Source organism: Lentzea sp. NPDC059081 (genome assembly GCF_042738015.1).
Lineage (GTDB): Bacteria > Actinomycetota > Actinomycetes > Mycobacteriales > Pseudonocardiaceae > Lentzea.
This window is the reverse complement of record NZ_JBHYGW010000008.1, coordinates 44,099-67,950: the sequence shown is the minus strand read 5'-3', so window position 1 is coordinate 67,950 and position 23,852 is coordinate 44,099. Positions and strand designations below refer to the sequence as shown.

21 protein-coding genes and 2 pseudogenes are annotated in these 23,852 nt (G+C 70.5%); 8 read left to right on the top strand and 15 right to left on the bottom strand.

Annotated elements, in window-relative coordinates:
- Both ACFWV3_RS20110 and ACFWV3_RS20105 read right to left on the bottom strand, forming a co-directional pair.
- Entirely contained in the window at nt 1-474 is a 474-nt protein-coding gene (locus tag ACFWV3_RS20110; protein WP_382412901.1) for a DUF4904 domain-containing protein, read from the bottom strand.
- Between the two features lie 38 nt (nt 475-512).
- Entirely contained in the window at nt 513-1,940 is a 1,428-nt protein-coding gene (locus ACFWV3_RS20105) for a phosphatase PAP2 family protein (RefSeq protein WP_382412900.1), read from the bottom strand.
- A 227-nt stretch (nt 1,941-2,167) separates the two neighbouring features.
- Here ACFWV3_RS20105 and ACFWV3_RS20100 point away from each other — a divergent pair, with 227 nt between their 5' ends.
- Both ACFWV3_RS20100 and ACFWV3_RS20095 read left to right on the top strand, forming a co-directional pair.
- Nucleotides 2,168-4,834, top strand: a complete 2,667-nt coding sequence (locus ACFWV3_RS20100; RefSeq protein WP_382412899.1) for a LuxR C-terminal-related transcriptional regulator — start codon at nt 2,168-2,170, stop codon at nt 4,832-4,834.
- Nucleotides 4,835-4,897: 63 nt separating this feature from the next.
- Nucleotides 4,898-5,629, top strand: a complete 732-nt coding sequence (locus ACFWV3_RS20095) for an NADPH-dependent F420 reductase (protein WP_382412898.1) — start codon at nt 4,898-4,900, stop codon at nt 5,627-5,629.
- A gap of 291 nt (nt 5,630-5,920) precedes the next feature.
- Here ACFWV3_RS20095 and ACFWV3_RS20090 read toward each other — a convergent pair whose 3' ends face one another.
- On the bottom strand, nt 5,921-6,355 hold the full coding sequence (locus tag ACFWV3_RS20090) for an STAS domain-containing protein (protein ID WP_382412897.1): 435 nt from the start codon (nt 6,353-6,355) through the stop codon (nt 5,921-5,923).
- Nucleotides 6,356-6,696: 341 nt separating this feature from the next.
- On the opposite strand from ACFWV3_RS20090, the gene ACFWV3_RS20085 reads away from it, so the two are divergent.
- The 3 genes and pseudogenes from ACFWV3_RS20085 to ACFWV3_RS20075 all read left to right on the top strand — a co-directional run.
- A complete protein-coding gene (locus ACFWV3_RS20085) occupies nt 6,697-7,473 on the top strand; it encodes an ANTAR domain-containing protein (protein WP_382412896.1) in 777 nt (258 codons plus the stop codon).
- Nucleotides 7,474-7,699: 226 nt separating this feature from the next.
- Complete coding sequence (locus ACFWV3_RS20080) at nt 7,700-9,217, top strand: catalase (RefSeq protein WP_382412895.1); 1,518 nt, start codon at nt 7,700-7,702, stop codon at nt 9,215-9,217.
- A gap of 76 nt (nt 9,218-9,293) precedes the next feature.
- Nucleotides 9,294-9,449, top strand: a pseudogene (locus tag ACFWV3_RS20075) (CsbD family protein); the annotation flags it as partial.
- Nucleotides 9,450-9,837: 388 nt separating this feature from the next.
- On the opposite strand, the gene ACFWV3_RS20070 reads toward ACFWV3_RS20075, so the two are convergent.
- Together ACFWV3_RS20070 and ACFWV3_RS20065 are read right to left on the bottom strand one after the other, a co-directional pair.
- Entirely contained in the window at nt 9,838-13,020 is a 3,183-nt protein-coding gene (locus tag ACFWV3_RS20070; protein WP_382412894.1) for an MASE1 domain-containing protein, read from the bottom strand.
- Entirely contained in the window at nt 13,013-13,978 is a 966-nt protein-coding gene (locus ACFWV3_RS20065; RefSeq protein ID WP_382412893.1) for a hypothetical protein, read from the bottom strand. Before ACFWV3_RS20065 ends, ACFWV3_RS20070 begins: the two co-directional genes overlap by 8 nt.
- A gap of 538 nt (nt 13,979-14,516) precedes the next feature.
- Between ACFWV3_RS20065 and ACFWV3_RS20060 the strand changes: the two genes are divergently transcribed.
- The 3 genes from ACFWV3_RS20060 to ACFWV3_RS20050 all read left to right on the top strand — a co-directional run bounded on the left by ACFWV3_RS20060 (nt 14,517) and on the right by ACFWV3_RS20050 (nt 17,112).
- On the top strand, nt 14,517-14,837 hold the full coding sequence (locus tag ACFWV3_RS20060; RefSeq protein WP_382412892.1) for a hypothetical protein: 321 nt from the start codon (nt 14,517-14,519) through the stop codon (nt 14,835-14,837).
- 259 nt (nt 14,838-15,096) lie between these two features.
- On the top strand, nt 15,097-15,849 hold the full coding sequence (locus ACFWV3_RS20055) for a sigma 54 modulation/S30EA ribosomal C-terminal domain-containing protein (RefSeq protein WP_382412891.1): 753 nt from the start codon (nt 15,097-15,099) through the stop codon (nt 15,847-15,849).
- 1,071 nt (nt 15,850-16,920) lie between these two features.
- On the top strand, nt 16,921-17,112 hold the full coding sequence (locus ACFWV3_RS20050; RefSeq protein WP_382412890.1) for a hypothetical protein: 192 nt from the start codon (nt 16,921-16,923) through the stop codon (nt 17,110-17,112).
- 205 nt (nt 17,113-17,317) lie between these two features.
- Here ACFWV3_RS20050 and ACFWV3_RS20045 read toward each other — a convergent pair whose 3' ends face one another.
- From ACFWV3_RS20045 to ACFWV3_RS20000, 10 genes and pseudogenes are all read right to left on the bottom strand, one after another.
- Nucleotides 17,318-18,625, bottom strand: a complete 1,308-nt coding sequence (locus ACFWV3_RS20045; RefSeq protein WP_382412889.1) for a protein kinase — start codon at nt 18,623-18,625, stop codon at nt 17,318-17,320.
- A 44-nt stretch (nt 18,626-18,669) separates the two neighbouring features.
- Entirely contained in the window at nt 18,670-19,374 is a 705-nt protein-coding gene (locus ACFWV3_RS20040; RefSeq protein ID WP_382413093.1) for a cold shock domain-containing protein, read from the bottom strand.
- Between the two features lie 30 nt (nt 19,375-19,404).
- Nucleotides 19,405-19,608 (bottom strand): annotated as a pseudogene (locus ACFWV3_RS20035) (cold-shock protein); the annotation flags it as partial.
- 160 nt (nt 19,609-19,768) lie between these two features.
- Nucleotides 19,769-20,092 carry a hypothetical protein gene (locus tag ACFWV3_RS20030; protein ID WP_382412888.1) on the bottom strand — a complete coding sequence of 108 codons (324 nt, stop codon included), beginning with the start codon at nt 20,090-20,092 and terminating at the stop codon, nt 19,769-19,771.
- A complete protein-coding gene (locus ACFWV3_RS20025) occupies nt 20,089-20,523 on the bottom strand; it encodes a hypothetical protein (protein WP_382412887.1) in 435 nt (144 codons plus the stop codon). The genes ACFWV3_RS20030 and ACFWV3_RS20025 overlap by 4 nt, the downstream gene beginning before the upstream one ends.
- 52 nt (nt 20,524-20,575) lie before the next feature.
- Nucleotides 20,576-21,241: a hypothetical protein gene (locus tag ACFWV3_RS20020; RefSeq protein ID WP_382412886.1), complete on the bottom strand. Its 666-nt coding sequence runs from the start codon at nt 21,239-21,241 to the stop codon at nt 20,576-20,578.
- 5 nt (nt 21,242-21,246) lie between these two features.
- The gene (locus ACFWV3_RS20015; protein WP_382412885.1) at nt 21,247-21,813 is read right to left on the bottom strand and encodes a hypothetical protein; all 567 of its coding nucleotides are present in this window, start codon (nt 21,811-21,813) and stop codon (nt 21,247-21,249) included.
- The gene (locus tag ACFWV3_RS20010) at nt 21,806-22,306 is read right to left on the bottom strand and encodes a hypothetical protein (RefSeq protein ID WP_382412884.1); all 501 of its coding nucleotides are present in this window, start codon (nt 22,304-22,306) and stop codon (nt 21,806-21,808) included. Before ACFWV3_RS20010 ends, ACFWV3_RS20015 begins: the two co-directional genes overlap by 8 nt.
- Nucleotides 22,303-22,629, bottom strand: coding sequence for a WXG100 family type VII secretion target (locus tag ACFWV3_RS20005; RefSeq protein ID WP_382412883.1), 327 nt, complete (start codon nt 22,627-22,629; stop codon nt 22,303-22,305). The genes ACFWV3_RS20010 and ACFWV3_RS20005 overlap by 4 nt, the downstream gene beginning before the upstream one ends.
- A 12-nt stretch (nt 22,630-22,641) precedes the next feature.
- The gene (locus ACFWV3_RS20000; protein ID WP_382412882.1) at nt 22,642-23,478 is read right to left on the bottom strand and encodes a YbaB/EbfC family nucleoid-associated protein; all 837 of its coding nucleotides are present in this window, start codon (nt 23,476-23,478) and stop codon (nt 22,642-22,644) included.
- Nucleotides 23,479-23,852: the final 374 nt, after the last annotated feature.

Below are 23,852 nucleotides of genomic sequence, written 5' to 3'. Positions count from 1 at the left end.
TCAGTAGCCGTTGCCGGTCAGCCACCGGACGACGCCCAGCGGGTCGTTGATCACGACGAGCGGGTCGATGATGGGCCAGATGTAGCGCAGCCCCTCGCCGTCGAGCCGGAAGAAGTTGTGCACCGTGTACTGCGCGCCCTTCGTGGTCGTGATCTGCCACAGGCCGCTGGCGGTCGGGAAGTCCACATTGGTGTTGAGCACCCTGACCGCCAGCACCCGGCTCGACACGGGACCGATGAAGCTCTCGACCTCGTCGCGGCCCTTGAGGGCGAGCCTGTTGATGGGCGCGAGGAACTCGACCTCGCTGGAGAACTGGACCTTCGAGAAGTCGTGGGTCTCGAACGCGCGGAAGTACGACTCGATGATCTTGCGGTAGGTCTCCTTGTCGAGCTGTTTGCCGTTGGCCACCGGGACGGTGAGCGGCGGGTAGGTGTCGCCGGCGTCCTTGACCGCCGGCGTCTGGGTCGTGGGCATGCGTGCTCCAGTGGTGGTTTCTTTGCGCGAGAACAGGTTCAGGCGGTCGGGCCCGCGGCGTTGGCCGCCTTGAGGCCGTTGGTGGCGATGTCGTCGGCCACGTCCATGCCGAGCTTGACGCCGCCGATGTTGCGCGAGAGGTCGACGTCGCCGTCCTCGTCCACGGCGAACGCGTCGAAAACCCAGTGCACGCCGAGGAAAACCCGGCTGAAGCCCTGCTCGATCATCATCTGCCACATGCCGCCGGGGAACGTGCGCACGACGCGCGTCCGGACGTTCCCGGTCGTGTCGGTGCTGATGCCGTCGAGCTCGTCGGAGACGAACTCGAGGTTGTCCGCCAGGTTGTCCGGGCCGTACTGGGTCTGGCCGTAGAAGTGCCGGACGGTCTGGAACGCCGCGCCGCCCTCCGTCGCGTGGCCCGACGGGTACGCGGGGAAGCTCGGCGTGAAGTTCCGGCCACCGGTGACGTTGGTCGCCTGGGCCCCGAGCGGGAGCCAGAACGGGTCGGCGTCCGAGTCCAGCGCGGCGTCGCCCACCCCGGCCGGGCCGGTGGAGGAGTCGTGCTCCCGGATCCCGAGCACCGGGCGCCACAGGTCGTAGACGTACTTGTCGGCCCAGCAGAGGATGGTGGCGTCGGCGATGGCCGCGTTGACCAGAGCGAACAGCCGGGCGTTCTGCGCGGTGTCGTTGCCCTGCGCGACCGCGACCTTGCGGATGATCTGGTTGTACAGCCGCGTCGGCGTGCCGACGCCGCTGGCGGCCTCGTATCCCCAGAACAGGCCGATGGCGGTCTCGTTGGGCGTGCGCTCGGAGAACAGGTCGGCCGGGAGTGTGCCCATCAGGTGCGGCGCGATGCCCTTGGCGCGGACCTGCTTGACGGCCTGCTCGTACTCGGCGCTGCCCAGCTCCGGCGGCGCGTCGAGGTGGTGGCGGGAGGTCGCCGCGAAGCAGGCGGACTGCGCACCGTAGAACGGCCCGTAGAAGCCCTGCTTGGGGTTGTCGGGGTCCTGCCGGTGGTGTCCGGGTGCGACCGAGAAGCTGTGCCCGTTGTCGCCGAAGCCGGGGTCGTTCTTGCGCAGCGCGAGGACCTTGGCGGCCACCTTGCGGCCGAAGTCGTGGCCAGCCACGTCCGCCTTGCCGGCGATCAGGCCGGCCGCGGTGTGCTTGGCGTCGAAGAACGTCTTCTGCGTCGGGTAGAGGGCGCTGAGCGTGGCGTGCGCGGCACTGGCGATCGCCGCGGCGGCGTCGGCCTCGGTGGACACCTCGGGCAGGTCGTCGCCCAGGTAGGGCTCGTACTGCCCGGTGTGGATGCCGAAGTAGGCGTCGTGCATGGCCAGGTGCACGATCGCGTTGGCGCGGGCTCCGCCGGGTCCGCCGCGGACGCCGAGCTCGCTCGCCGGGAGCGTCGTGTGCGTGGTCCGGTCGGCCTCTGCGGCGACTTCGTTCCAGTACAGGATGGGATCCATCGGTGGTTTTACCTCCGTCGACGGCGGCCGCGCGGGCCTGGCCGTTCTGGTTGAACGTTCTCCCCAACGACTGTCGCCGCGGCCGGATGGCGTGGCGTGAGTAGTCGGCTACTCAGCTCCCCGACGTGCTCGCGCCGGGAAACTGCCGCCCCACAGGGGTATCTGCGCCCGGGCTCGGCACACCGTGTCCATGACGTCGTCGGTGAGGAGACCATCGGAGGAACTGCATGACCGCGGTGCGCGACGACCCGCTGACGTCCGCGACCGGGGCCTGGCCCCTGGCCGGGCGGGCCGAGGAGCTGACCCGGATCGCCGCCTCGATCCGCCGGCGGGACGGTCCTGCCGGGATCGTGCTGATCGGCGCGCCGGGTGTGGGCAAGACCCGCCTGGCGGGGGAAGCGCTGACGGCGGCGCGGCAGCGGGGCGCGCGCGTCCGGTGGGTGACGGGCACGGCTTCGGCGCGAGCGCTGCCCCTGGGGGCCTTCACGACGACCTTGCGACTCGCCGACCCGGATCCGGCGCGGCTGGTGTCGCAGGCCGCCGAGGCGTTGCTGGCGGGGGCCGGCCCGGCAGGGGTCGTTCTGGTGGTCGACGACGCGCATCTGCTCGACGAGGTGTCCGCGGTGCTGGTGCACCAGCTCGTGCTGCGCAGGGCGGCGAGCGTGGTGCTCACGTTGCGCACCGGGCGCCCAGCGCAGGACGCGGTGACGGCGTTGTGGAAGGACGGTCACCTGCCGCGGCTGGAGGTCGAACCGCTGTCGTTCGAGGAGACCGCGGACCTGGTGGAGACGAGGCTGGGCGGCCCGGTGGACACCACGTCGGTGCGGCGGCTGTGGTCCACCACCAAGGGCAACGCGCTGTACCTGCGGCAGCTGGTCGACCACGAGCTGGTCACCGGGCGGCTGCGCGAGTCCGCCGGGGTGTGGCGGCGGTCGGGGCAGCTCACGTTGTCGCCGGCCCTGGTGGAGCTGGTGTCGGCGCGGATCGGCGAGCTGCCGCGGCGCCAGCACGGCGTGCTCGACCTGCTCGCGTTCGGCGGTGCGATGGAGGTGCCGCTGCTGACGGACCTGACCGGCGCGCACGCGCTGGAGGAGGCGGAGGCCAGGGGGTTGATCGAGGTGCTGCCGCTGGGACGCCGGTGGGTGGCCCGGCTGGCCGACCCGATGATCGCCGAAGTGCAGCGGGGACGCACGGGCGCGCTGTACGCCCGGCGGCTGCGCCTGCGGATCGCGGCCGCGCTGAGCGCGTCGGGTGGCCGGCGCGCCGACGATCCCTTGCGGCACGCGGTGCTGTTGCTGGACTCCGACGCGCGACCCGACGCCGCGTTGCTCACCGCCGCTGCCCGCCGGGCTGTCGAACGCGGTGATCTCCTGCTGGCCGAGCGGCTCGCCAGGACCGCGGTGTCGGCCGGCGGCGGCTTCGAACCGCGGCTGCTGCTGGGCAGCGCGCTCGGCTGGACCGGCCGGGTGGCCGAGGCCGGCAGCGAGTGGGCCGCTCTGACCGGCCTGGCGCGCACGGGCGTCCAGCAGGCGCAGGCCGCGGTGGTCCGGGCGAAGGTGCTGGCGTGGTCGGGAAGTCCGGCGGAGGCGGAGGCCGAGCTCGACGCCGCGGTCGACGCCGCCACCGACGAGGCCGCCGACCTGGTGCTGACCGGTGTCCGGTCGGTCCTGGACGCCTACCTGGGCCGCACGGAGCGGGCCGCCAGGACCGGTGGCGAGGTGCTGGCCCATCCGCGGTGCCCACCCGCCGCGGTGCCGTGGGCCAGCTGGGGGCTGTCGCTGGCGCACGGCGGGCTCGGGCGGCTGGACGAGGTCGAGGCGGCGTTGCGGAGGATGGAGTCCGACGCGCCGGGAGCAGGGCTGCACCAGTGGGGCGTGGTGGTGATGTCGGCGATGCGGGGGCTGCTGCTGGCCGGCCTGCCGGACCAGGCGGACCGGCTCGAGCAGCGCTTCCGGGACCGGTGCCCGGACTCGCCTGGCCGGCCCGTGGACGTCTTCACGAGCTTCATGGCGGCGGAGTCGGCGCTCTTCCGCGGCCAGGTGGGAACGGCGGCGCGCGGGTATCGCCAGGCCGTGGCGGCCCAGCAGGGCGCGGATGCCAACGGCTGGTCGTTCACCGGGCTGGTGGGACTCACCACCGCGCTGGGGATGCACGGTGATCCGGCGCCCGCGCGGCGGGCCCTGCCGGCGATGACGGCCGAGCACCATCCCACCTACGTCTACCTGGCCCCGGACGTGCTCCTGGCCCGCGCGTGGGTGGCCGCCGCCGAGGGCAGCGTGAGCGAGGCGACCGCGCTGGCCCGCAAGGCGGCCGAGGTGGCCGTCTCACAGCGGCAGCCGGCGGTGGAGGTCCTCGCGCTGCACACGGCCGTCCGCTTCGGCGACAGCACGGTGGCCGACCGGCTGGCCCGGCTGGCGACCGAGGTGAACGGACCCCGCGCCCGGATCGCGGCCGAACACGCCGGGGCGCTGGCTGCCGACGACGGTCCGGGACTGCAGGCCGTCTCGGTGCGGCTGGAGCAGATGGGCGCCCTGCTCCTGGCCATGGACGCGGCCGCGCAGGCGGCGACCTCCTACGCGCGCCACAACCGGCGCGGCTCGGCCCAGACGGCGACGGCGCGCGCCCGCCGGCTCGCGGAAGCCTGCGAAGGCGCTCGGACTCCCGCACTGGTCGCGCTGGCCGCGCCACCGAAGATCACGCGGCGGCAGCGCGAGATCCTCACGCTCGCGGCGGGCGGCCTGTCCAACGGGGACATCGCCCAGCGACTGGTGGTGTCGGTGCGCACGGTGGAGAACCACCTGTACCGGGCGTGTGCGCAGCTCGGCATCTCCCACCGCGCGGAGCTGGCCGCGCTGTGCGGGGAGGACGGCACCTTCGCCGGCTCGTCCGAGTAGTCCCGCTCGACCTCTGGCCACACAGGGAACGAGCGCACGCGCAGCGACCCGAACCGGCAATCGATGTGCCGCACGTCACCGTGGGCCGCAGGTCGGAATCGGTTCAGGGGCGGCGGGGTTCTGGATGACATGACGACGATTGGCATCATCGGCAGTGGCAACATCGGAAGCACCGTGGCGCGGCTGGCGGTGGCCGCCGGGCACGACGTGGTGTTGAGCAACTCGCGTGGCCCGGAGACCCTGCAGGACCTGGTGGCCGAGCTGGGGCCGAAGGCGCGCGCCGCGACCTCCGCGGAGGCGGCCGCGGCCGGCGACGTCGTGGTGGTGACGGTGCCGTTGCGGGCGTACCGGGACGTTCCGGTGGAGCCGCTGGCGGGCAAGGTGGTCATCGACACCAACAACTACTACCCGGACCGCGACGGCGTCTTCGACGAGCTGGAGGACGGCTCCACCACCACGGGTGAGCTGCTGCAGAAGCACCTGCCGGAAGCGCACGTGGTGAAGGGCTTCAACAACATCTGGGCCGGGCACCTGGGTGACCTGGCACGTCCGGCGGGGAGCGCGGACCGGTCGGCGCTGCCGATCTCCGGTGACGACGCGGCCGCCAAGCAGGCCGTCACCGAGCTCTTCGACAGCCTCGGCTACGACACCGTGGACGCCGGACCGCTCGCCGAGAACTGGCGCACCCAGCGGGACACCCCGGTGTACGTGACTCCTTACGGCGCTTACGGGGAGCTCCCCGGTACCCGGGCGAGCACGCAGGTCATCCGTGAGGCGCTCGCCGCGGCGAAGTGAGGGATGCCGGTCCGGCGACGGCTCGCCTCCGCTGCTCGGTCGCTCCTCCGAGGTGACGAGGAGGGCGTGCCCCGAGGGCCATGCGCGGAAACGCGGTGCCACCGCCTCCCGCAGTGCGACCGAGTGCAGATTCGACCAGGTGCGATGTCCGGGGACGTCGTTCCGGATGTGATGGTCCGCGGTGACGGCAGGTGAAGGCCTCCGGTGTGAAGCGGGACTGCTGAGGACCGCTTCACACCCGGAGGCCTTCGCATCCTTCCCCGGCGCGGCGCTGACACACCACGCACCCGGTCACGACCGGCGTGCCTGATCGTCGAAGCCCAGGTCCGACGGGGCGAGGTCCCAGAGCTCCAGCTCCCGTAGTGCCGCGTCCACGTCCGGCAGCACGGTCATCGCGTCCAGCAGGCCGAGGATCCTCAACGGCCGCAACAACGCCCGTTTGTCGGTGACGACCACGAACCGCCGTCCCGCCTTGGTCGCGCGGACGTGAACGTTGTAAAGAACTCCCAGAACCGTGGAGCAGCAGAACCGCACCTCGGTCGCGTCTGCGATCACCGGCAGCCCGCTGCTCACGGAGGCGTCGAGTGCCGCCGACACCTCGCCAACCGCGATGATGTCAAGTTCTCCGGCCATTCTCACGACGAACACCTCCCCCGGTTCGACCGTGGAGAGCGAGAACGGAGGTGGCTGGTCGCCGACGAGTTCGCTGGAGGCGGAGATGTTCACCGAGATCTACCCCTGGGAGCGCAGGCCGCATGAAGCCGGACGCGGCGTGCTACCCGATTGAACACGACCACACACGCTGAACTCTACGGGTCGGCGTGCGTTCGGTCCGTCACCGGCTTGCAGCGATCGCGTCGAGATCATGGAACGCGGAGCGCGAGTGCTCTCCCTGCTCGCCGTGCAGAGGCACATCCGCCCGGCCGCGGTTCACGGATGGCCCATTGCCCTGGTGAACAGAGTCGAAGGGCTCTGAGCCAGGGGACTTCGATCGCCGTACGCTCTGCTGCCACGCAGCAAGCAGAACGCCGTGGATCTCCACCTCCGGCCCGAAAGAGCACCGCGGCATGCACGACTCCACGACTTCAGCACCCGGGCAAGCGCGCGACGACCGCCAGGACCCGCTGACACGGCTGGACGAAGTCACCAACGCACTGGTGGTCCTGCGCGACACGTTCTCCGGCGCTGAACCTCTCGATTCCGCACTGTGGCGGCTCGCGGACACCGCCACCACAGTGATCCCCCACGCCGACGGCGTGACCATCTCCATCGTCGCTCCCGGTCGGCCGAGCACCGCGACCGCGACGGACCAGCGACTCGTCCGGATCGACGAAGCCCAGTACCACGCTCGCCGCGGGCCCTGCCTCGACGCGGCGCGCACCTTCAAGCCCGTGCGCGCGACCGCGGGCGAGCACTCCGAGGAGTGGCCGGAGTTCCAGGTCGCGTTGTGCGAGACCAACCTGAGCGCATACCTGTCGGTTCCCGTCATCCTGCACGCCGCAGGCCCCTCCGGCGCACCGCGGACCGGAACGCTCAACATCTACAGCCGTACCGCCGCCGCGTTCGACCCCTTCGACGAGAGCCTGATGCAGCTGTTCACCACAGCCGCGTCGGCCGTCATCGCCAACGCCCAGCGCCGGCAACGTTCCCTCGACCAGCTGCAGATCATGGAGCGGGCGATCCGCTCGCGCGCGACGATCGAACAGGCGAAAGGCGTGCTGATGGCCGTCCACTCCTGCTCCGCGGAAGCCGCGTTCACCATGCTGGTCCAGCGGTCGCAGCACTCGAACGTCAAGCTCCGCGACGTCGCCAGAGCGCTCATCGAGTCCCTCCGGAATCCGTGACCCTCGTGGGCGACGAAGCCCAGGGCGCCGGCCGCCTCGGCCGAGGTGGCGCCGGAGTGCGGGTGAGTGCCGGACCGGGCATCGTGAGGAGGTTCGGACCGGAAGGAGCAGCGACGAAGCGGACCGCGTCCGCCGGCGACATGTTTGCGCGCTCCCGCAGGGGGCCGACCCATCGCGCACGGTCGCCTGCCCGCAGGCGTTCCCGAATTCCCGTTGAGAGGAACAGATGGCCGACCACCCCGCCACGACCAACGACTCCGGCATCCCGGTGGAGAGCGACGAGCACTCGTTGACGATCGGTCCCGCGGGCCCGATCGTGTTGCAGGACCACTACCTCATCGAGCAGATGGCGCAGTTCAACCGCGAGCGGATTCCGGAGCGCCAGCCGCACGCCAAGGGCAGCGGCGCGTTCGGCCGGTTCGAGGTGACCGCGGACGTCTCGCGGTTCACGCGGGCCGCGGTGTTCCAGCCCGACACCACGACCGAGGTGCTGGCGCGGTTCTCCACCGTGGCCGGCGAGCGCGGCAGCCCCGACACCTGGCGGGACCCCCGCGGTTTCGCGGTGAAGTTCTACACGACCGAGGGCGTGTACGACATGGTCGGCAACAACACGCCGGTCTTCTTCATCAAGGACCCCATGAAGTTCCAGCACTTCATCCGGTCGCAGAAGCGCCGCGCGGACAACAACCTGCGCGACCACGACATGCAGTGGGACTTCTGGACGCTCTCCCCCGAGTCCGCTCACCAGGTCACCTGGCTGATGGGAGACCGCGGGATCCCGCGCACGTGGCGCCACATGAACGGCTACAGCTCCCACACCTACATGTGGGTCAACGCCGCCGGTGAGCGGTTCTGGGTCAAGTACCACTTCAAGACCGACCAGGGCGTGGAGTTCTTCACCCAGGACGAGGCCGACCAGCTCGCCTCCGCGGACACCGACTACCACACGCGCGACCTGTTCGAGTCGATTGCGCGCGACGAGCACCCGAGCTGGACCATGTTCGTCCAGGTGATGCCGTTCGACGAGGCCGAGGGCTACCGGTTCAACCCGTTCGACCTCACGAAGGTGTGGCCGCACGCCGACTACCCGCTCACCGAGGTGGGGCGGCTGACGCTGGACCGCAACCCCACCGACCACCACACCGAGATCGAGCAGGCCGCGTTCGAGCCGAACAACCTGGTGCCCGGCATCGGCGCCAGCCCGGACCGCATGCTGCTCGGCCGGCTCTTCGCCTACGCCGACGCGCACCGCTACCGCATCGGCGTCAACTACAAGCAGCTGCCCGTGAACGCCTCCAAGTCGCCCGTGCACAGCTACAGCAAGGACGGGGCGATGCGGTTCACCACCGTCTCCGACCCGGTGTACGCGCCGAACTCCAAGGGCGGACCGCAGGCAGACGCCGAGCGGTACGGCCCCACTGCCGGGTGGGGCGCGCAGGGTGACATGGTGCGATCCGCCTACGTCGCCCACGCCGAGGACGACGACTGGGGTCAGGCCCGCACCATGGTCCGCGAGGTGCTCGACGACGGCGCGCGGGCGAGGCTGGTCGACAACGTCGTGGGACACCTGCTCAACGGCGTGTCCGAGCCGGTTCTCGGGCGGGCCTTCGAGTACTGGCGCAACGTCGACGCCGAGATCGGCAAGCGCGTCGAGGAAGGCGTTCGGGCGAAGCAGGACGAGAAGGACCCGAAGGCGGAAAAGCAGGCGAATCCGGCTCGCGAAAGCATGCAGGGGAAAGCCTGATCACGTTTCGACCGACGCACCCCTGGGCAACCGGACGTAGGACGTTCACACCTGGGATTCGGGCGGCAACGCCACCGATGACCCGGGACTGCGCGCCGAAGGTCAGGCTGAGCAGTCCAGGGGCCACCTGAAGGAAGCGGTCGAGAAGGTCAAAGACGCGTTCAAGCAGAGCGCGCTTCGACGAAAGGGCGGGTCCCCGCAGATTCTGCGGGGACCCGCCCTTTTCACGTGATCAGGGCAAGTCCTGACGCAATCCCAGGATCCACGTTCGCGCAGGTCGAGTGGATACGAGGACGCCTGTGGACGACTCCGCCGCGAGGGTTTTCGACCACTGCCGATGCGGTAGATCCCTGAAAATGCGCCTGATTCCCGGACCGGAATTCGCCATGCCAGTTCACCACGAGGCCCACTCACCTCAGTCGACACAAACCAGCGGTAAATTTTGAATCGTGCGGACTGTCCACTTTATTCCGGGCTTGAGCCGCCCAACAGCGCATGAACACACGAACTGCCCATGGTGGCCGGCGGCGAGAACATACTGGCTCCGCCCTGTCGACGTGGCAAATCCGGTTAAATCTATTGTCAGGAACGACCTCCGTCGTCCCGCGCAGCGGTCGTGCTCAGTCGTCCAGTGCCGTGCGGACGAGCGGCAGGTGCACGCTGAAGGTCGATCCGTTCGGGCCCGACTCGTCGAGGACGATGTCCCCGCCGTGCGCGCGGGCGATCTCTCGGCTGAGGTAGAGCCCCAGCCCGAGTCCGTGACCTGCGCGTCTCGTCCTGCCGTACTTGGTGAACAGCGCGGCTTGCTGCTCCTGGTCGATGCCGGCGCCCCGGTCGGCCACCGCCACGACGACCATCTGGTCCCGTTCGCCGATCGTGATGGTGATCGGGGCGGTGCGGGGGCTCGCCTTGACCGAGTTGGACAGCAGGTTCGTGAGCATCTGACGGTAGCGGAACGGGTCGACGGCCGCCGACACCTCGTCCGGACCGGTGATCGTGACCGGGTTGTCGGCGGTCAGCTGCCGCAGCTCCGCGATGACGGTGCGGGTGAGGGCGCACATGTCACGGCGTTCCAGCACGAGGTCGAGGTTTCCCGCGCTGGCGCGCTGGGCGTCCGACATCGCGGTGACCAGCCGGTCGAGCTGGCCGAGGTTGCGTCCGATCGCCTCGATCAGCTCGCGCACCGCGGCGGAAGGAAGCCGGCCGATCCGCTCGGCCAGGAGCTGGTTCAGGCCGGCGGCGGCGGTGATCGGGTTTCTCAGCTCGTGCGCGCACGCGGTGACGATCTCGCTCTGGCCGGCCGTCCGGTCGAACCGCTGTGGCGCCGCGGTGCGGAACGGCTCGTCCGCCGGGTCCGCGGGCGGTGGAGCCGGGCTGAAGCCGGTGTTCGGGAACAGGCGCCGCAGCATGCCGGCCAGGTTGCGCAGTGAACCTCCTTTCTCGACGTAGGTCGTGGCTCCGAGCTCCAGAGCCTGTCGTGCCACCTGGTCGGTTCCGTACCCGGACAGCACCACGATCTTCGCGCTGGGACATGCCGCGCGGATCTGAGGCAGGGCCTGCAGGCCGTCGAGCGTCGGCATGGCGAGGTCGAGCAGGACGAGGTCCGGGCTGGTCTCGGCCGTGACGAAGATGGCGTCGAGACCGTTGCCGGCCTCGCCCACCACGATCACGCGGTCGATGGCGTCGAGCGCGAGCCGCAGGGCCAGCCGCACCTCGGGGCTGTCGTCGGCGAGCACGACGGTGATCTTGTCGACGCGGTCGGCCTCCTCGGTCCTCGCGACGTGTTCGGGTGGATGTTCGGCGGCGCGGGGCAGCCCGGCTGCCGACTGGCGGGCGAGGTCGCCGGCTTCGATGCTCGAACTGCCGGACAGCAGGTTGCGCATCATCGCGCGCGCGGCATCAAGCGTGCGGTGCACGGTGTCGATCGCGTGGGCACCGTCGTCGCGCTCGAACGTGTACAGGGACGCGACCAGTCCCTGGATGATGTTGTCGTTGATCTCCAGCGCCTGCTTGCGGTGCCCGCGCGCCTGGTCGAGCTCTCGCATGGCGTCGTCGGCGCGTTTGCGCTCGGTCACGTCGCGGATGGCGGCGACGACGACGGCCTGGCCCAGTTCGGCGCCCGATCCCGTCAGAGGACGCAGGGACACGTCGACCGGGAACTCGGAGCCGCTCTTGCGCATGCCCACCAGGGCGTGGCCGACGCCCATGGGTCTGGCGACCGGGGGTGAGTGCGACAGGTAGCCGTCGCGGTGTTCCTCGTGGCGGTCCCGCAGCCGGTGCGGGAGGAGGAACTCGACCGGCTGCCCCTGCATCTCCTGCTCGGAGTAGCCGAACAGTTCCCGCGCCGGGGCGTTGGTCAGGGAGATGTGCCCTCGAGCGGTGATGCCGACGATCGCGTCGGGGACGCAGTCCAGCAACGTCTGCGTCCTCTGCTCGCTGTTGCGCGCCTGCCGCAGCGCCGCGCGAGCCGCCGTGATGTCCTGCGCGGTCTCCACCAGCCGTACCGGATCACCGGCGGTGTCCAGCACGACGGCGATCCTGCGGTGCAGCCATCGCACGCTGCCGTCTGCCACGTCGAGCCGATGCTCCACGTCCGCCCGCCCGTGTGTGCGCAGGGCACGCCGGTGGGCGGCCAGCACCGCCTCCACGTCGGCAGGCTGCAGCTGTCGCAGCAGGAACTCGTGGCCGGCTCCGTCCTGCCATTCGTCGAGGCCGTGCAGCCGCAGCATCTCCGCGCTGCACGTCGCCGCTCCCGTGACCAGGTCGATCTCCGCGCTCCCGATGTGCCCGATCTCCTGCGCACGGGTGAGCAGGTCCTCACGCTGCTCGAGCCGCCGCACAGCGCCGGCGAGTTCCGTCGTTTCCAGGCGGATCCGCTGGTCGAGGTCCACACCGGTCCTCGCGGCCTTGTCCAGTGCCCTGCGCCGCTCGCGGGCCGCGACGGTCAGCAGCAACGTGGTGAGGACCAGCGAGACGCCGGATGTTCCCAGCGATGCCAAGTTCTGCGTCGTGCCGAGGTGGGCGAAGGCACCTGTGCCACGTGCGTGGGCGATGATCGCTCCGACGGCCGACAACAGCACGCACCACGCTGTGACGACGTACTCGAGCCGCCACGCCGCCCAGATGTTCAACGGGAGCAGGACGAGCAGCGACGGAAGCCCGCCGATTGCGACCGCCGCTGCAGTGAAGGCGCAGCAGACGACCACTGTTCCGGCGTCGACGGGAGCCCCGAGGGCGACGGCGTCGATCCAGGAGCGGAACCCGCGCTGCCCGTGCCGGTGCACGAACTCGCAGGTGGCCAGGATCAAGGGGGTGAAGACGAGCACACCGAGCACGTCACCGACCCACCAAGAGAGCCACGACGCCGCGGCGGCCGGGTCGAGCCATCGCGCGGCCGTGCTCCCCACCAGGGCGGCGGGAACGGTGCCCACCACAGCACCCGGCAACACGAGGAGCACGGCGTCGCGTGCCCTGCGCAACGACGTGTGCAGACCGAGACGTGTCAGCGCGAATCCCGTGAGCATCGCGCCCGCGGTCTCGGTCAACGCTTCGGCGGCGGAGAGCACGACGGGACGACCCAGTGCGAGGTTCGCCGTGACGAGAGCCAGCAGGACGAGCGGCCACGCGCGCCACCACAGCAGGGCGGCCGCCAGTGCGATGCCGCTTGACGGCCACAGAGGCAGGACGGCCCCGTAGAACTGGTGTCGCGCCAGAAGACCGGGCAGCACGGCGAGGCAGGCCGCTGCCGCGATGGCGAGGCCGCTCGTCTCCCGCCTGAAGGCGACGGAGGTGCCGTCAGACATCACGGCCGTCCGTCGACACACCTTGGCGGTCGGCCGGTCGTCCGCCGAGCTCTCCCCCGGCCGTCGCGGTCAGCCGGCCGATCAGGTCGCGGACGTCCTCGTTCCTGCGCCGCACGGGCACCGCGGCGAACTCGGCGAGCAAGGGGCGGAACCGGTCCGTGACCCGCGTCGACGCGACGCTCGCGGACAGGTCGAGGGCTACCGAGGCGCGTTCGAATGCGAGGCCGATCTCCCCGTTCCGCAGGTGGCTGACGGCGCTCGCGATGAGGGCGAACACGCGGCTTCGGCGCATCTCGTCCGGGTAGTCGGCGCAGGCGCGCTCGAGCGCCGGAATCGCGAACGCCGCGTACTTCGGATCTGCCGCGCGGGCGAGCTCCATCCACACAAGACCGGTGACGGCGGACAGGTCCACCTCGTCGAAGAACCACGACCAGGCCGACACCTGGCTGGTCTCCGCGAGCCCGAAGAAGTCCCTCGCGCCGGAGATGCAGTCCTGTGCCGACTCGACGTCCCCCGTGCAGGCGTAGGCCCAGGCGGAGTTCGCGAGCAGGATGCTCTGAGCGTGGAACTGCCGGCTGCGGGACAGCACGGAGCACCCTCGGTCGAACGAGTCCAGTGCGGACCGCGGATTTCCGTTGTGCAGGTGCACCCGGCCCGTCCTGTAGGCGACGTTCGACAGGAGGTCCGCGTTCCCCGCCGCTCCGGCGAGCTCACGGGCCCGGCTCAGGTGCCCCAGGGCCGAGTTGGTCAGGCCCCGGTCGAACTCGACCCAGCCCGCGATGTTGTGCACGTCGGCGACCGCGCTGAGCAGGCGCGGACGCAGATCGTCCCGCACATCGCACAGGAGCAGGCTGGCGCCGGCGTCGAGCAGGGTGTTGAGCGCGATTCCGACGCAGCCTCCTCCGTCGCGGTAGTCCGAGGTGCGGACGTCATCGGTCGCCATCTCGACCTCTGCCACGTCCTCCACACCGATCCGACGACCGGAAAGGTCCCGCCCGGCGAACCTGTCGTCCGATGATCGATCAGCAGGGCCCATGTCAGGCAGCCCCTTTTCTCCCCGACATTCCGCTGCATTGCCGACACCCTAGAATCGCCCGTCACGGCAGGAGCAGAGCCCAAGGTCCTCACGAGAAGTGACCTCATTCCACGGGATTCTTTTGCGCGTGGAATGAGGCCACCCGCATCGACAACGACGCCTCGCGAACGATGAGCGGCCTGATTCCGGATCGAGGAGCGGCCCGGCGGTCGTGCGGTCGCACAGGACGTGCATCCCGCTGTGCAGCAGGACGGTGCCGCCGAGCCACGAGCTCGAGGAGCCGGCGTCGATTGTGCGCCTTCAACGGCCAGGCCCCGTGCAGGAGCGCCCCTGCGGACGAGGACCTGGGGCCCTGTCCCGCCGTGCGGGCGAGCACCACGCTGACAGGACGAAGCCGGCCGTGCGGAGCCGTGGCAGGCGGACCGCTCGGGCGGCGGGAACTCGGGACGGGGTGCTCGCCATGACGAGGTCGAAGCTGTGGTTGCTTCTCGCGGCAGTGGTTCTGGTGGTCGCGGCGTGTGCGGCCGGACCGAACATGGTGTCCTCTGTGGAGGGTGTGCCGGTCGCTGGTTTCTGGAAGGGCGTGTGGCACGGGTTCAGCTATCCGGTCACGTTCGTGGTGTCGTTGTTCACCGACCAAGTGAGCATTTACGAGGTCCGCAACAACGGCAACTGGTACGACTTCGGCTTCGTCACCGGGATCGGCGTGCTGCACGCCGTCCTGGGCTCGCACCGGCACGTCTCGAACCGGCGCAGGAAGGCCTCCGCCGCAGCACGGTGACAGGGCTCGTCCCGGCGCGGTGCTGCGGAGCGCGCCCGGTGTCGACGGCGGACCCGGCACCCACGAGCGGGACGGCATCGGACCGAGCGGGTGGTGCTCGGCGAGGCGGCTCCGGTCGTCCGGCGGTGATGACGACCGCCTCGGCGCCGTCCGGATCAAGAGACCTCGGCGGGCATCGGGTAGGGACGTTCGGCCCTGCTGCCCGGCAGACGGCGGTCAGACGATGATCGCGTTGTTCGGCTGGAACGAGGAGGGTCGAGTGAGCCGGCAGGTGGCTTCACCGGAGGACATCGCGATCACCACGACGGGCGAGGTGGCCGAGGACGAGCAGGAGCTCGTCCGCCGGCAGGTCGCCTCGGTCATCCACCGGCTCGCGGGCCGGTGTTCCGCGGCGCGGGTCAGGTTGACCGCCGCGACCTCACCGGCCGCGGCGTGGCCGGCGGTGGCCCAGGTGAACGCCGAAGCCGGCGGGCGGGATGTCCGCGCGCAGGTTGGTGCCGCCTTCCTGCGGGAGGCGGGCAGCCAGGTGAGCGCACGACTCGGCGAGCAGGTCGCGCGCCTGGCCGAGCCCTGGCGTCCCCGGCGGTGGCCGGAGCCCGGCCGCCGGGGACGCCTCTGGACGTCGGCCCGGCACCCGGAGGTCGTGCGCCGCAAGGAGGTGAGGCCGGCCCGCTGCTCCCCGGACGACGCGGCACTCACGATGGATCTGCTGGACTTCGACGTGCACCTGTTCGTCGACGCCGGCAGCGGGCAGGACAGCGTGGTCTACCGAGTCGGGCCCACCGGGTACCGCCTGGCCCGCGTGGTCTCGCCGGGGCCGCCCGCCACACCCCCGCGCCTGCCCCTGACGTTCCAGCCGCACCCGACCCCGGCTCTGTCCCTCGAGCAGGCCGTGCACCGCCTCACGGACACCGAGTACCCGTTCCTGTTCTACCGGGACGCGACCACCGGGCGGGGCACGGTGCTCTACCACCGCCACGACGGCAACTACGGGTTGCTCGCGCCGAGGTGAACCCGCACGTGCCGACAACCACGTCCAGGCACGTCGAGCTGCTCGCAGAGGAGTCTGGTCCCAGAGCAACGGGCGAGAATCGCTGCGACGCCCTTGCCGCATTTCGAGCCGGCGTTGCTCCGGATCGCCCCTGTCTCCCAGGGGCATCACGAACTCGGTCGGCGGTCGCGGGACCAACCTGGTTTGCGGTGCGTCGTACGGTGTGGACACGCGGTGGGTGGACTGGACCAGGGCGGCGGACAGGTCCAGCAGCCCGGCACCGCGCAGTTCAGCGAGGCAACGGACATGGCGGTGGGCAGAGGGTCCCAGCCAAGCCCGCAGCCAGTCGGTCAGGTCCTCGGGCAGTCAGACGGACCAGCTCGATGACGTCGTGGCGACGACCGGTGACGATCCGCGTCACCCGGCCGGGCGTCGTCGACGAATACCGGCGGCCCGTGGCGCGAAAGTCACCGACGAGCTCGTCGCGCTCCGATCCGGCATGCCCGCACGCCCTTCGCAGATTCCCCCGTGCACGTGCCGGTATTCCACACGAAAAGAAAATCGATAATTCAGCTGCACAGTGCGATCCAGCCCCCCGAAAAGGTGCGGGAGCAAATTTCACTCCAGCGAGTGCACCGGAGGCCGCGAGCCGTCTACCAGCCGAGCACCGGTCTGGCCGCAGGCGATCGGGGCACCTCGCCGGAGACCACTTGTCGTCATCTGCCATCGGCGTGATTATCCTGATTTTGATGTGGTCAACCACCGTGGTCGGTCCCACAAGCCGGCCATGGGTCGCGATTTCGCAGACAGGACAGCGCTGTGACATCCGATTCATCCTTGCGGGATCATTCTTGTTGCACGTGTGCGGACAGCGACTGGCGTCAGCGGCTCGCATTCCTGGTCGCACATCGGCATCCGCTGCGTGCCCCAGCGAATCTGGTCCGCGAGCTGGTGGAATGCGCACGGTTGAGCGCTGGTGCGGCCACCGCCGCGCTCACGGTCCCCGCGGAGCAGGAGGGGTGGTTGCGCATCGCCGTCGCCGCGGGCGAACTCCGTGAATAGGAGGACAGGCTGCTTCCGCTGGAGGGGTCGGTGTCGGCTCCGGCCGTCGACGCAGGGGGTGCGGTCGCCATCGACGACGTGGTGCTGGACGAGCAGTCGGAGCAGGCCGCGAGGTCGTCCGACGTCGGTCCTGCCGTGGCCGGCCCCGTCATCGCGGACGGCGAACTGCGCGGAGTGCTGATGATCGGCCGCGGCCATCGAATCGCTCACACCTTCGAGTGAATTGGCAGCCTTCTTCGTCCTACTGGGGAAAGGCATGCGCGACGCCGGCGTCGACAGCGGCTTTTCGCGCCCGCGCCGAGTGCCGTGATGGCAGTGGTCGAGACGCCAGCGACGCTGTGAGCGCGAACGCCCGGCGTGATGAGCGGTGCTCGGCGGTACCGGAGCTGAGGCATCGCCTCGCTTCCGGTGACCGGCGAGCCGGCGTTCAGTTGGCGGTGGAGCAGGCCACGGCCGGACGGGCGGGTTCCGGGCCGGCGGCGACGAACCCGAACGAGGTGGTTCCCCCGGCAGCGAGCACGGCGTTGTAGCCGGCGTTGGTGACGGTCACCGCGGTCGCGTTCTGGGTCAGGGTGCCGTTCCACAGAGAGCCGATGGTGTGACCCGCGGCCGGCTGCCACGTGATGGTCCAGCCGGTCAGGCCGCCTGCGCTGGTGTTGCGCACGGTCACCTCGACCTGGTAGCCGCCCGGCCACGAGTTGGTCACCTCGTAACGGGCGTCGCAGGCGCTCGTGGCCGTGGTCGTCGTCGTGGTGGGGTTGGTCTGGGCGCTGCTGCTGGGCCGGTCGCCCCGCAGGACGGTGCCGATCACGACACCGGCGGCGACCAGGACGGCGGCACCGGCGACCATCGCGATCGCCCGGAGTGGCAGGGGGCGGCGGACGGGCAGCATCCGCGTCCCGCTCGTCGGGGGCGCGGCGGGCAGCGGCAGTCCCTCCGCGACCGCCGCGAGCAGCTTCTGGGCCTCGGCCATCGTCGGGCGCCGGGCCGCGTCACGCTGCAAGAGGCGCAGGAGCACCTCGCCGAGCGGGCCACCCACCCGTGGCGGCTCGAACTCTCCCCGGACCGCGCGTTGCAGGAGCGCGTAGGGGTTGTCGTCCACACCGAACGGCGGCGTGCCCTCCAGCGCCGCGTAGAGGGTCGCGCCGAGCGAGAACACGTCCGAGGCGAACGTCGCCGCCTCGCCCGCGGCCACCTCCGGCGCCAGGAAGGCCGGTGTGCCGACGATCAAGCGGGCGTCGGTCACCGTGCCCTCGCCGACCGCGCGGGCGATGCCGAAGTCGGTGATCTTCGCGATGCCGTCCTCGGCCAGCAGGACGTTGAACGTCGTGACGTCCCGGTGCACGATGCCCTCGGCGTGCGCCGCCGCCAGCGCGGCGGCGACCTGCCTGCCCACGGCCGCGACCACGCCCGGCGGCAGCGCGCCCCGTTCGGCGATCAGCGCCGCGAGGCTGCGGGAGGGCAGGTACTCCAGCACCAGGCAGGGCTTGCCGTCGTGCTCGACGACCTCGTGCACGCGGATCGCGTGCGGGTGCCGCAGCCGCCCGGCCACCCGGCCCTCGCGCAGCATCTGCGCCACCGCGTCCGGGGACCGCCGGTCCGTGCTGAGCAGTTTGACGGCGACCACGCGACCCGACTGCTCGTCGCGCGCCTGCCAGACCACGCCCATGGATCCTTGCCCGATCAGCGACACCAGCCGGTACCGCTCGGCGATGACCTCACCCTCTTCTGGCACGTGCCGACGCTACTGGGAAGGGGGGAGCTACGGCCACCGGGCGGTCAGGCGTGCTCGACGGCGTCGGCCTGCGGGCTCCGGTCGCTCTGCCGGATGCGGAACCGCACCCGCTCGCCGGCCACCAGGGGCTCGCCGGAGACCACCGAGACGTGCACGAACAGGTCGGGCCCGCCCGCGTCGGGGGTGATGAAACCGAAGCCGCGGTCGGCGTCGTAGCGGGCCACCGTGCCGTCGCCGGCACGGGCCGCGGATCGGGCGGCCGGACGGGCCTGGCCGGTGGTCGCGGCGGCCTCCACCGGCTCACCGGCGGCCACGAACCGCACGTCCCGCGCCTGACGACCCTGGTCCACGGTGACCGTGGCGAACGAGACCCGGTCACCCTCGACCGGCAGATACCGGTCGTCGACCAGTGCGCGCACGTGCAGGAACACGTCGCCCGCCCCGTCGTCGGCGGCCACGAAACCGAACGACTTCTCCTCGTCGAACCACAGCACGGAGCCGTCAGCACCGTCACCGGCCGCGACCAGGGGCGCTCGGCGGACTCCGGCGTCGAAGCTCAGCGGCACCACGTGCTGGGCCTGCGGCCCCTTCTCCCCCGCGATGACGACGAAGGCCACCCGCTGCTCGGCCGCGAGCACGCCCCCGGTGACGATGGCGGAGGAGTGCACGAACACCTCGGCACCCCCGCCGTCCGGCACGGCGAACCCGTAGCCCTTGGACGGCTCGTACCAGGAGACGGTGGCGAGCACGCCCAGGGTCGCACCGGGCGAGACGTCCCCGATGACGGCGACGTCCAGCGCCTGCGGACCGCGGGGTCCCTCACCGGGCTCGAACTCCACCGTCTGCCCCTCACGCAGCGCCCGCGCCGCGCCCTCACCTCGCACCTGGGAGACGTGCACGAAGATGTCGTCGCTGCCGTCGTCGGGGGCGAGGAAGCCGAAGCCGCGCTCGAGGTCGTACCAGCGGACGGTTCCCTGCTGCACAATGCACTCCTGGTCTAGCCGGTGGTCAGGCGTCCAGTGTCCCAGGAGCCGTGTCCACCTGCTGACCCCGACGCGCAGCAGCTCCGCCCGTGAGCACATCGCCGAAGACGAGTCCACTGCGGTGGGTCACCCATGAGCGTTGCCCCGCAACACTTGTGGGTCACTGGAAGGTTTCCGCCAGGACCTCGTCGGTGGCCGGGGCATAGGTGATCAGCTGATCGGGATCGGTCACCCCTGGCCGGCTGAGGTGGGCGCGTTCGCTGGTCTCGGTCTCCGGCGTCACGTAGACCGGGTTGGTGCCGCCGACGAGCGCGTCCGGGTAGTCCAGTGGCACCGCGTCGCCGAGGCCGGGGGTGCTGATGTCGGGGTCGCCGGCGATCGCCGGGTTGCCGAGCGTGGTCTCGACGACGTCGTAGTGGTAGTAGGCGGCCTGCAGCCAGCGGTGTCGCCGGGCGGCTTGGAACTGGCGTTCGGTGACGTTCACAGGCAGTTCCAGACGAACAGGAGGTTCCCCGCCGGCACGGTCGCGCGGCACAGGTCGGACACTTGGCGCAGCCACGAGCTCAGCGCCGCGGGGTCGCGATCGGCCAGTTCCGGCGCGTCCCGCCAGTCCGCGGCCAGCTGGTCGAGGCTGCTCTCGTCGACGGACGGCAGGAACCGCACGACCCGTTCGCTCAGGGTCGTGATCACCGGGGCCTCGTAGAGGTTCGGGTTGTCCGACGGGGAGGTGCACGCGGTGTCGAGAGCGGTCTCGAACGCGACGCCGGAGAGCAGGACGTCCAGCGACGCGAGCGCCACCGGGTCGAGGCTCCTGGCCCGCACCGCGCGGTAGCCGAACGTCGCCGGGTCGGGGAAGCCCGCGGCCCGGTAGCCGGGCAGGGTGTCGGGCCCGGCGCTGAACACATCGGTGATCATCGCGCTCCTGTGCGGCTCGGGGTGGACGTGACGGAAAGCCTGCTCATCCGCGTCATTCCGCGATGCCCAGGCCGCGCAGCTCGTGGAGGGCGTCGAGCTGCTCCCGGAAGCTCTTGGCCCGCGTGGGCGCGGCGACCACGCTCGTCTCGTACGGGGCCTCGGCGGCGCGTTCGACGATGAGCTGCGCGTCGATCGACAGCGTGTCGATCTCGGCCGCCGCGGCCGCCGCGCGGTGGACGAGGAACTGGGTTTCCGGATCGCGTCTCACCAGGTGTCCCGGGATGTCCCAGAGCTCGGCGTCGCTGAACTCGGCCTCGGTGATGTCCAGCGCCCAGTCGACGTCTTCGTACAGTTTGGCGGCTGCCGGGGCCAGCACCGCGCGTGCGTCGTCGTCGACCGCCGGGCGGAAGTGGACGGCACCGACCCTGCCCCGCAGGACGACGTGCGAGCAGACGCACGCTTCGATCTCGACGGGTTTGGGGTGGCTCAGGGTGTCGACCGTGACGTCCTCGAACCGCACGCCGTACAGCTCCACGTTGCCCGCCTTGCACCTGCGCAGGACGACGTTGCGGACGACCAGCTCGTAGGCCGGGTCGTCGGCCGGCGGCATGACCACTCCCCCGGCGAAGGAGCACCGCTCGAAGTCGAGGTCCGCGATCGTCGCCGGCGACTCGATGATCTTGCGGTACTCGAGTTCCTCTTTTTCGTGCTTGTGCATGGTTCCTACCGGAAGATGGCGTTGAGCGTGGAGGCGGGCAGCGACGGGTAGGTCAATATCTGGTCCGGGTGACTGTAGTACGGCCTGTTCATGTGCGTTCTCAACGACGACGCGCTGCCACCGGTGACATCCACGTTGTGCTGTCCGCCGATCTCGAAGTCCGGTACCGCTTTGCCGGGTTGACTCGTACCGAGATGGGTGATGTTCGTGTCCCGGCGCACGCGGCGGGCGGCGTCCTTCTCGATGTCCGAGCCCACGAACATGGAGCGCAGGTAGGGTTCCCGCTTGCCCTTGCTGAGCTGGCTGCGCGAGAGGCTGGCGCGGATCTGGGCGGGTGTGCGGTTGCGGGACGCGCTCACGGCGTCCTTGAGTTTGGCGTAGCTCTTCTTGTCCTTCGCGCTGAGCTTGGTGAGCCACGCTCCCGGCACCGGCTTGGGTTTCGCGGCCTTCTTCGCCGCCGACTTCACCGCCGCCGCGGCGGCGGGCCGTTTCGACGTGCGCAGCCTCGTCAGGGCGGGCTTCAGGATGCCGGCGCCGGCTTTGGCCGCCTTCCCACTCCTGCGCCTACCCATTGAGCACCGCGTTGATGGCCTGGTCCAACGCCAGGTCCAGCAGCATGTCGGTGATCTTCTTGAAGACCGGGATCTCGAGCAGGGAGGCGCCCGCCGTCGGTACGGCGGTGGCGATGGCCTGCGCGATCTCGACCGCGAGCATGGTCAGTTGCACCACCACGGCGATCTTCAGGGCCACCACCACGCCGGCGCACACGTAGAGGCCGGTCCCGATCAGCGTGGCGGCCGTCGCGCCGTCGTCGAGGTTCTGCTTCGGCGCCTCGCCGTCGGACCAGAACGCCCCGAACTTCTCCACCGCGGCACCGGAGTTGGCGCCGAGCACCTGCTGGGCGTGACCGTCGGCCTCGGCGGCGGCGGGTCCCAGCCGGTCGGCGAACGAGGACCACTGCCCGGCGAGGTCGAAGAGCTTGCCCTCGTCGCTGAGCGGCCAGTTGAAGCCGAGGGTGGTGAGCAGCCCGGCCAGTTCGGGTGGCAGCATGACTCCGCTCGTCACGACAGCCCTCCCAGCACCTGCTGGAACGACTCCAGGCTCGCCGACTCGACCTCGGCGTAGTGCTCGGCCATCTCCCGCAGCGTGTGACCGATCTCCTGCAGGCCGTCCGCGTTGTCCTGGAAGCTCTCGAACGCCGCCTCGGAGGCGACCTCGTAGATCATCCCGAGGACCGAGCCGAGGTCGTCGTCGCCGAAGGCGTCGGCCAGCGCCGCGGCCTGCGACTGGAACTGGTCGACCGCACCGGCGAGCGCCTGTCCCGCCCCCTGCAGGTTGCCGGCCGCCCTGCCCACTTCCTCCGGATCAACGGTGAATCCCCCTGACACCGCGCAGCCCCCTCACCGCTGGTCCACGTTGCGCATGATCGAGGTCATGCTGTTCGTGTAGGTGGTCAAGTGCTCCATGCTCTGCCGGCGTACGGCACCGGCCCGCTCCGCCAGCTGTCGCAGCGCCTCCGGATCCAGTGGTGGCCGCGTCGCCTCCGCGCTGCGCCGTTCCCAGTCCGTCAGCGCGTCGTTGACCGCTTGCTGGACGGCACGCCCGAACTCGCCCGGCGACATCTGCAACGCGAAACCGCTCAGCGCCACCTGGCTCAGTTCTCCCCGGCACACGGCGACGACGACCTCGTTCGCCTCGTCCCGCCCCTCACCGGTGACCGGCGCCGAGGCGTCACTGCCGAGCGCGGCGCGCATGGACCGCACCACCTCCAGCGCCTCGTCGAAGAGGAAGTCGACGTACTGGGGTGACGCGTCACCGCGGACCTCGGCCTTGCCGGCCAGTTTCGCCATCGACTGCTCCACCGCGTCCTGGATCCGCCGCAGCGCCTGCCCGCCCTCCTGGGCGGCCTCCGCCAGCCCGGTGCCGACGGCCGCGAGGTCCGGTCCCGGATCGCCGGTCTGCGGGGAGAGCGCCAGCGACTGCCGCACCGCGGGGTTGATCGCCTCCAGCAACAGGTCCACGACCTCGCGGCGGGGCTTCCCCTGCACCGCCTCGCTCACGACGACCGAGACGAGCCGGCGATCCCGCATGACCACGCGCACCGCGCCGTCACCGGAAGTGCCTGCCACCTCCTGGCCGCCGGCGCCGTCTGCCGGTGTCCCGCCGCCGGCCCTGACCCGGGCCAGAAGCGCCCGGTGCTCGTCGAGAAGGACCTCGTAGTCCTCTTCCGGTTTCACATTCCCCCTCGAGTCGAAAACGGACTCGCGTCCCGGAAGAACCGGGCTGCTTTCAAGGCGGAAACCGAGACTAGAGGCCTTCGAAGCTCAGGGTGACGAGAACGAAGATATTCCAAATCAAGAAAGAATTGCTTTCCTTCGTCGCACATACGAGAAAGATGATCTAGACCACGAAAAGGAGCGGTCGATGAAGTCCGAAGTCATATTCGCAGGGCCTGATGTCTGAATTGGGCCGTTCAGGTTGCGGCGGGTGTGATGTCGGCTCGCACGGCGCACCCTGGCGAGGAGGGGGGAAAAAGACGGGGGGGGGAGGGGAAGGGAGGGGAAAAAAAAAAAAAGAACCACTGAGCCCAACTCCCTGTTCCGCCTGTCTC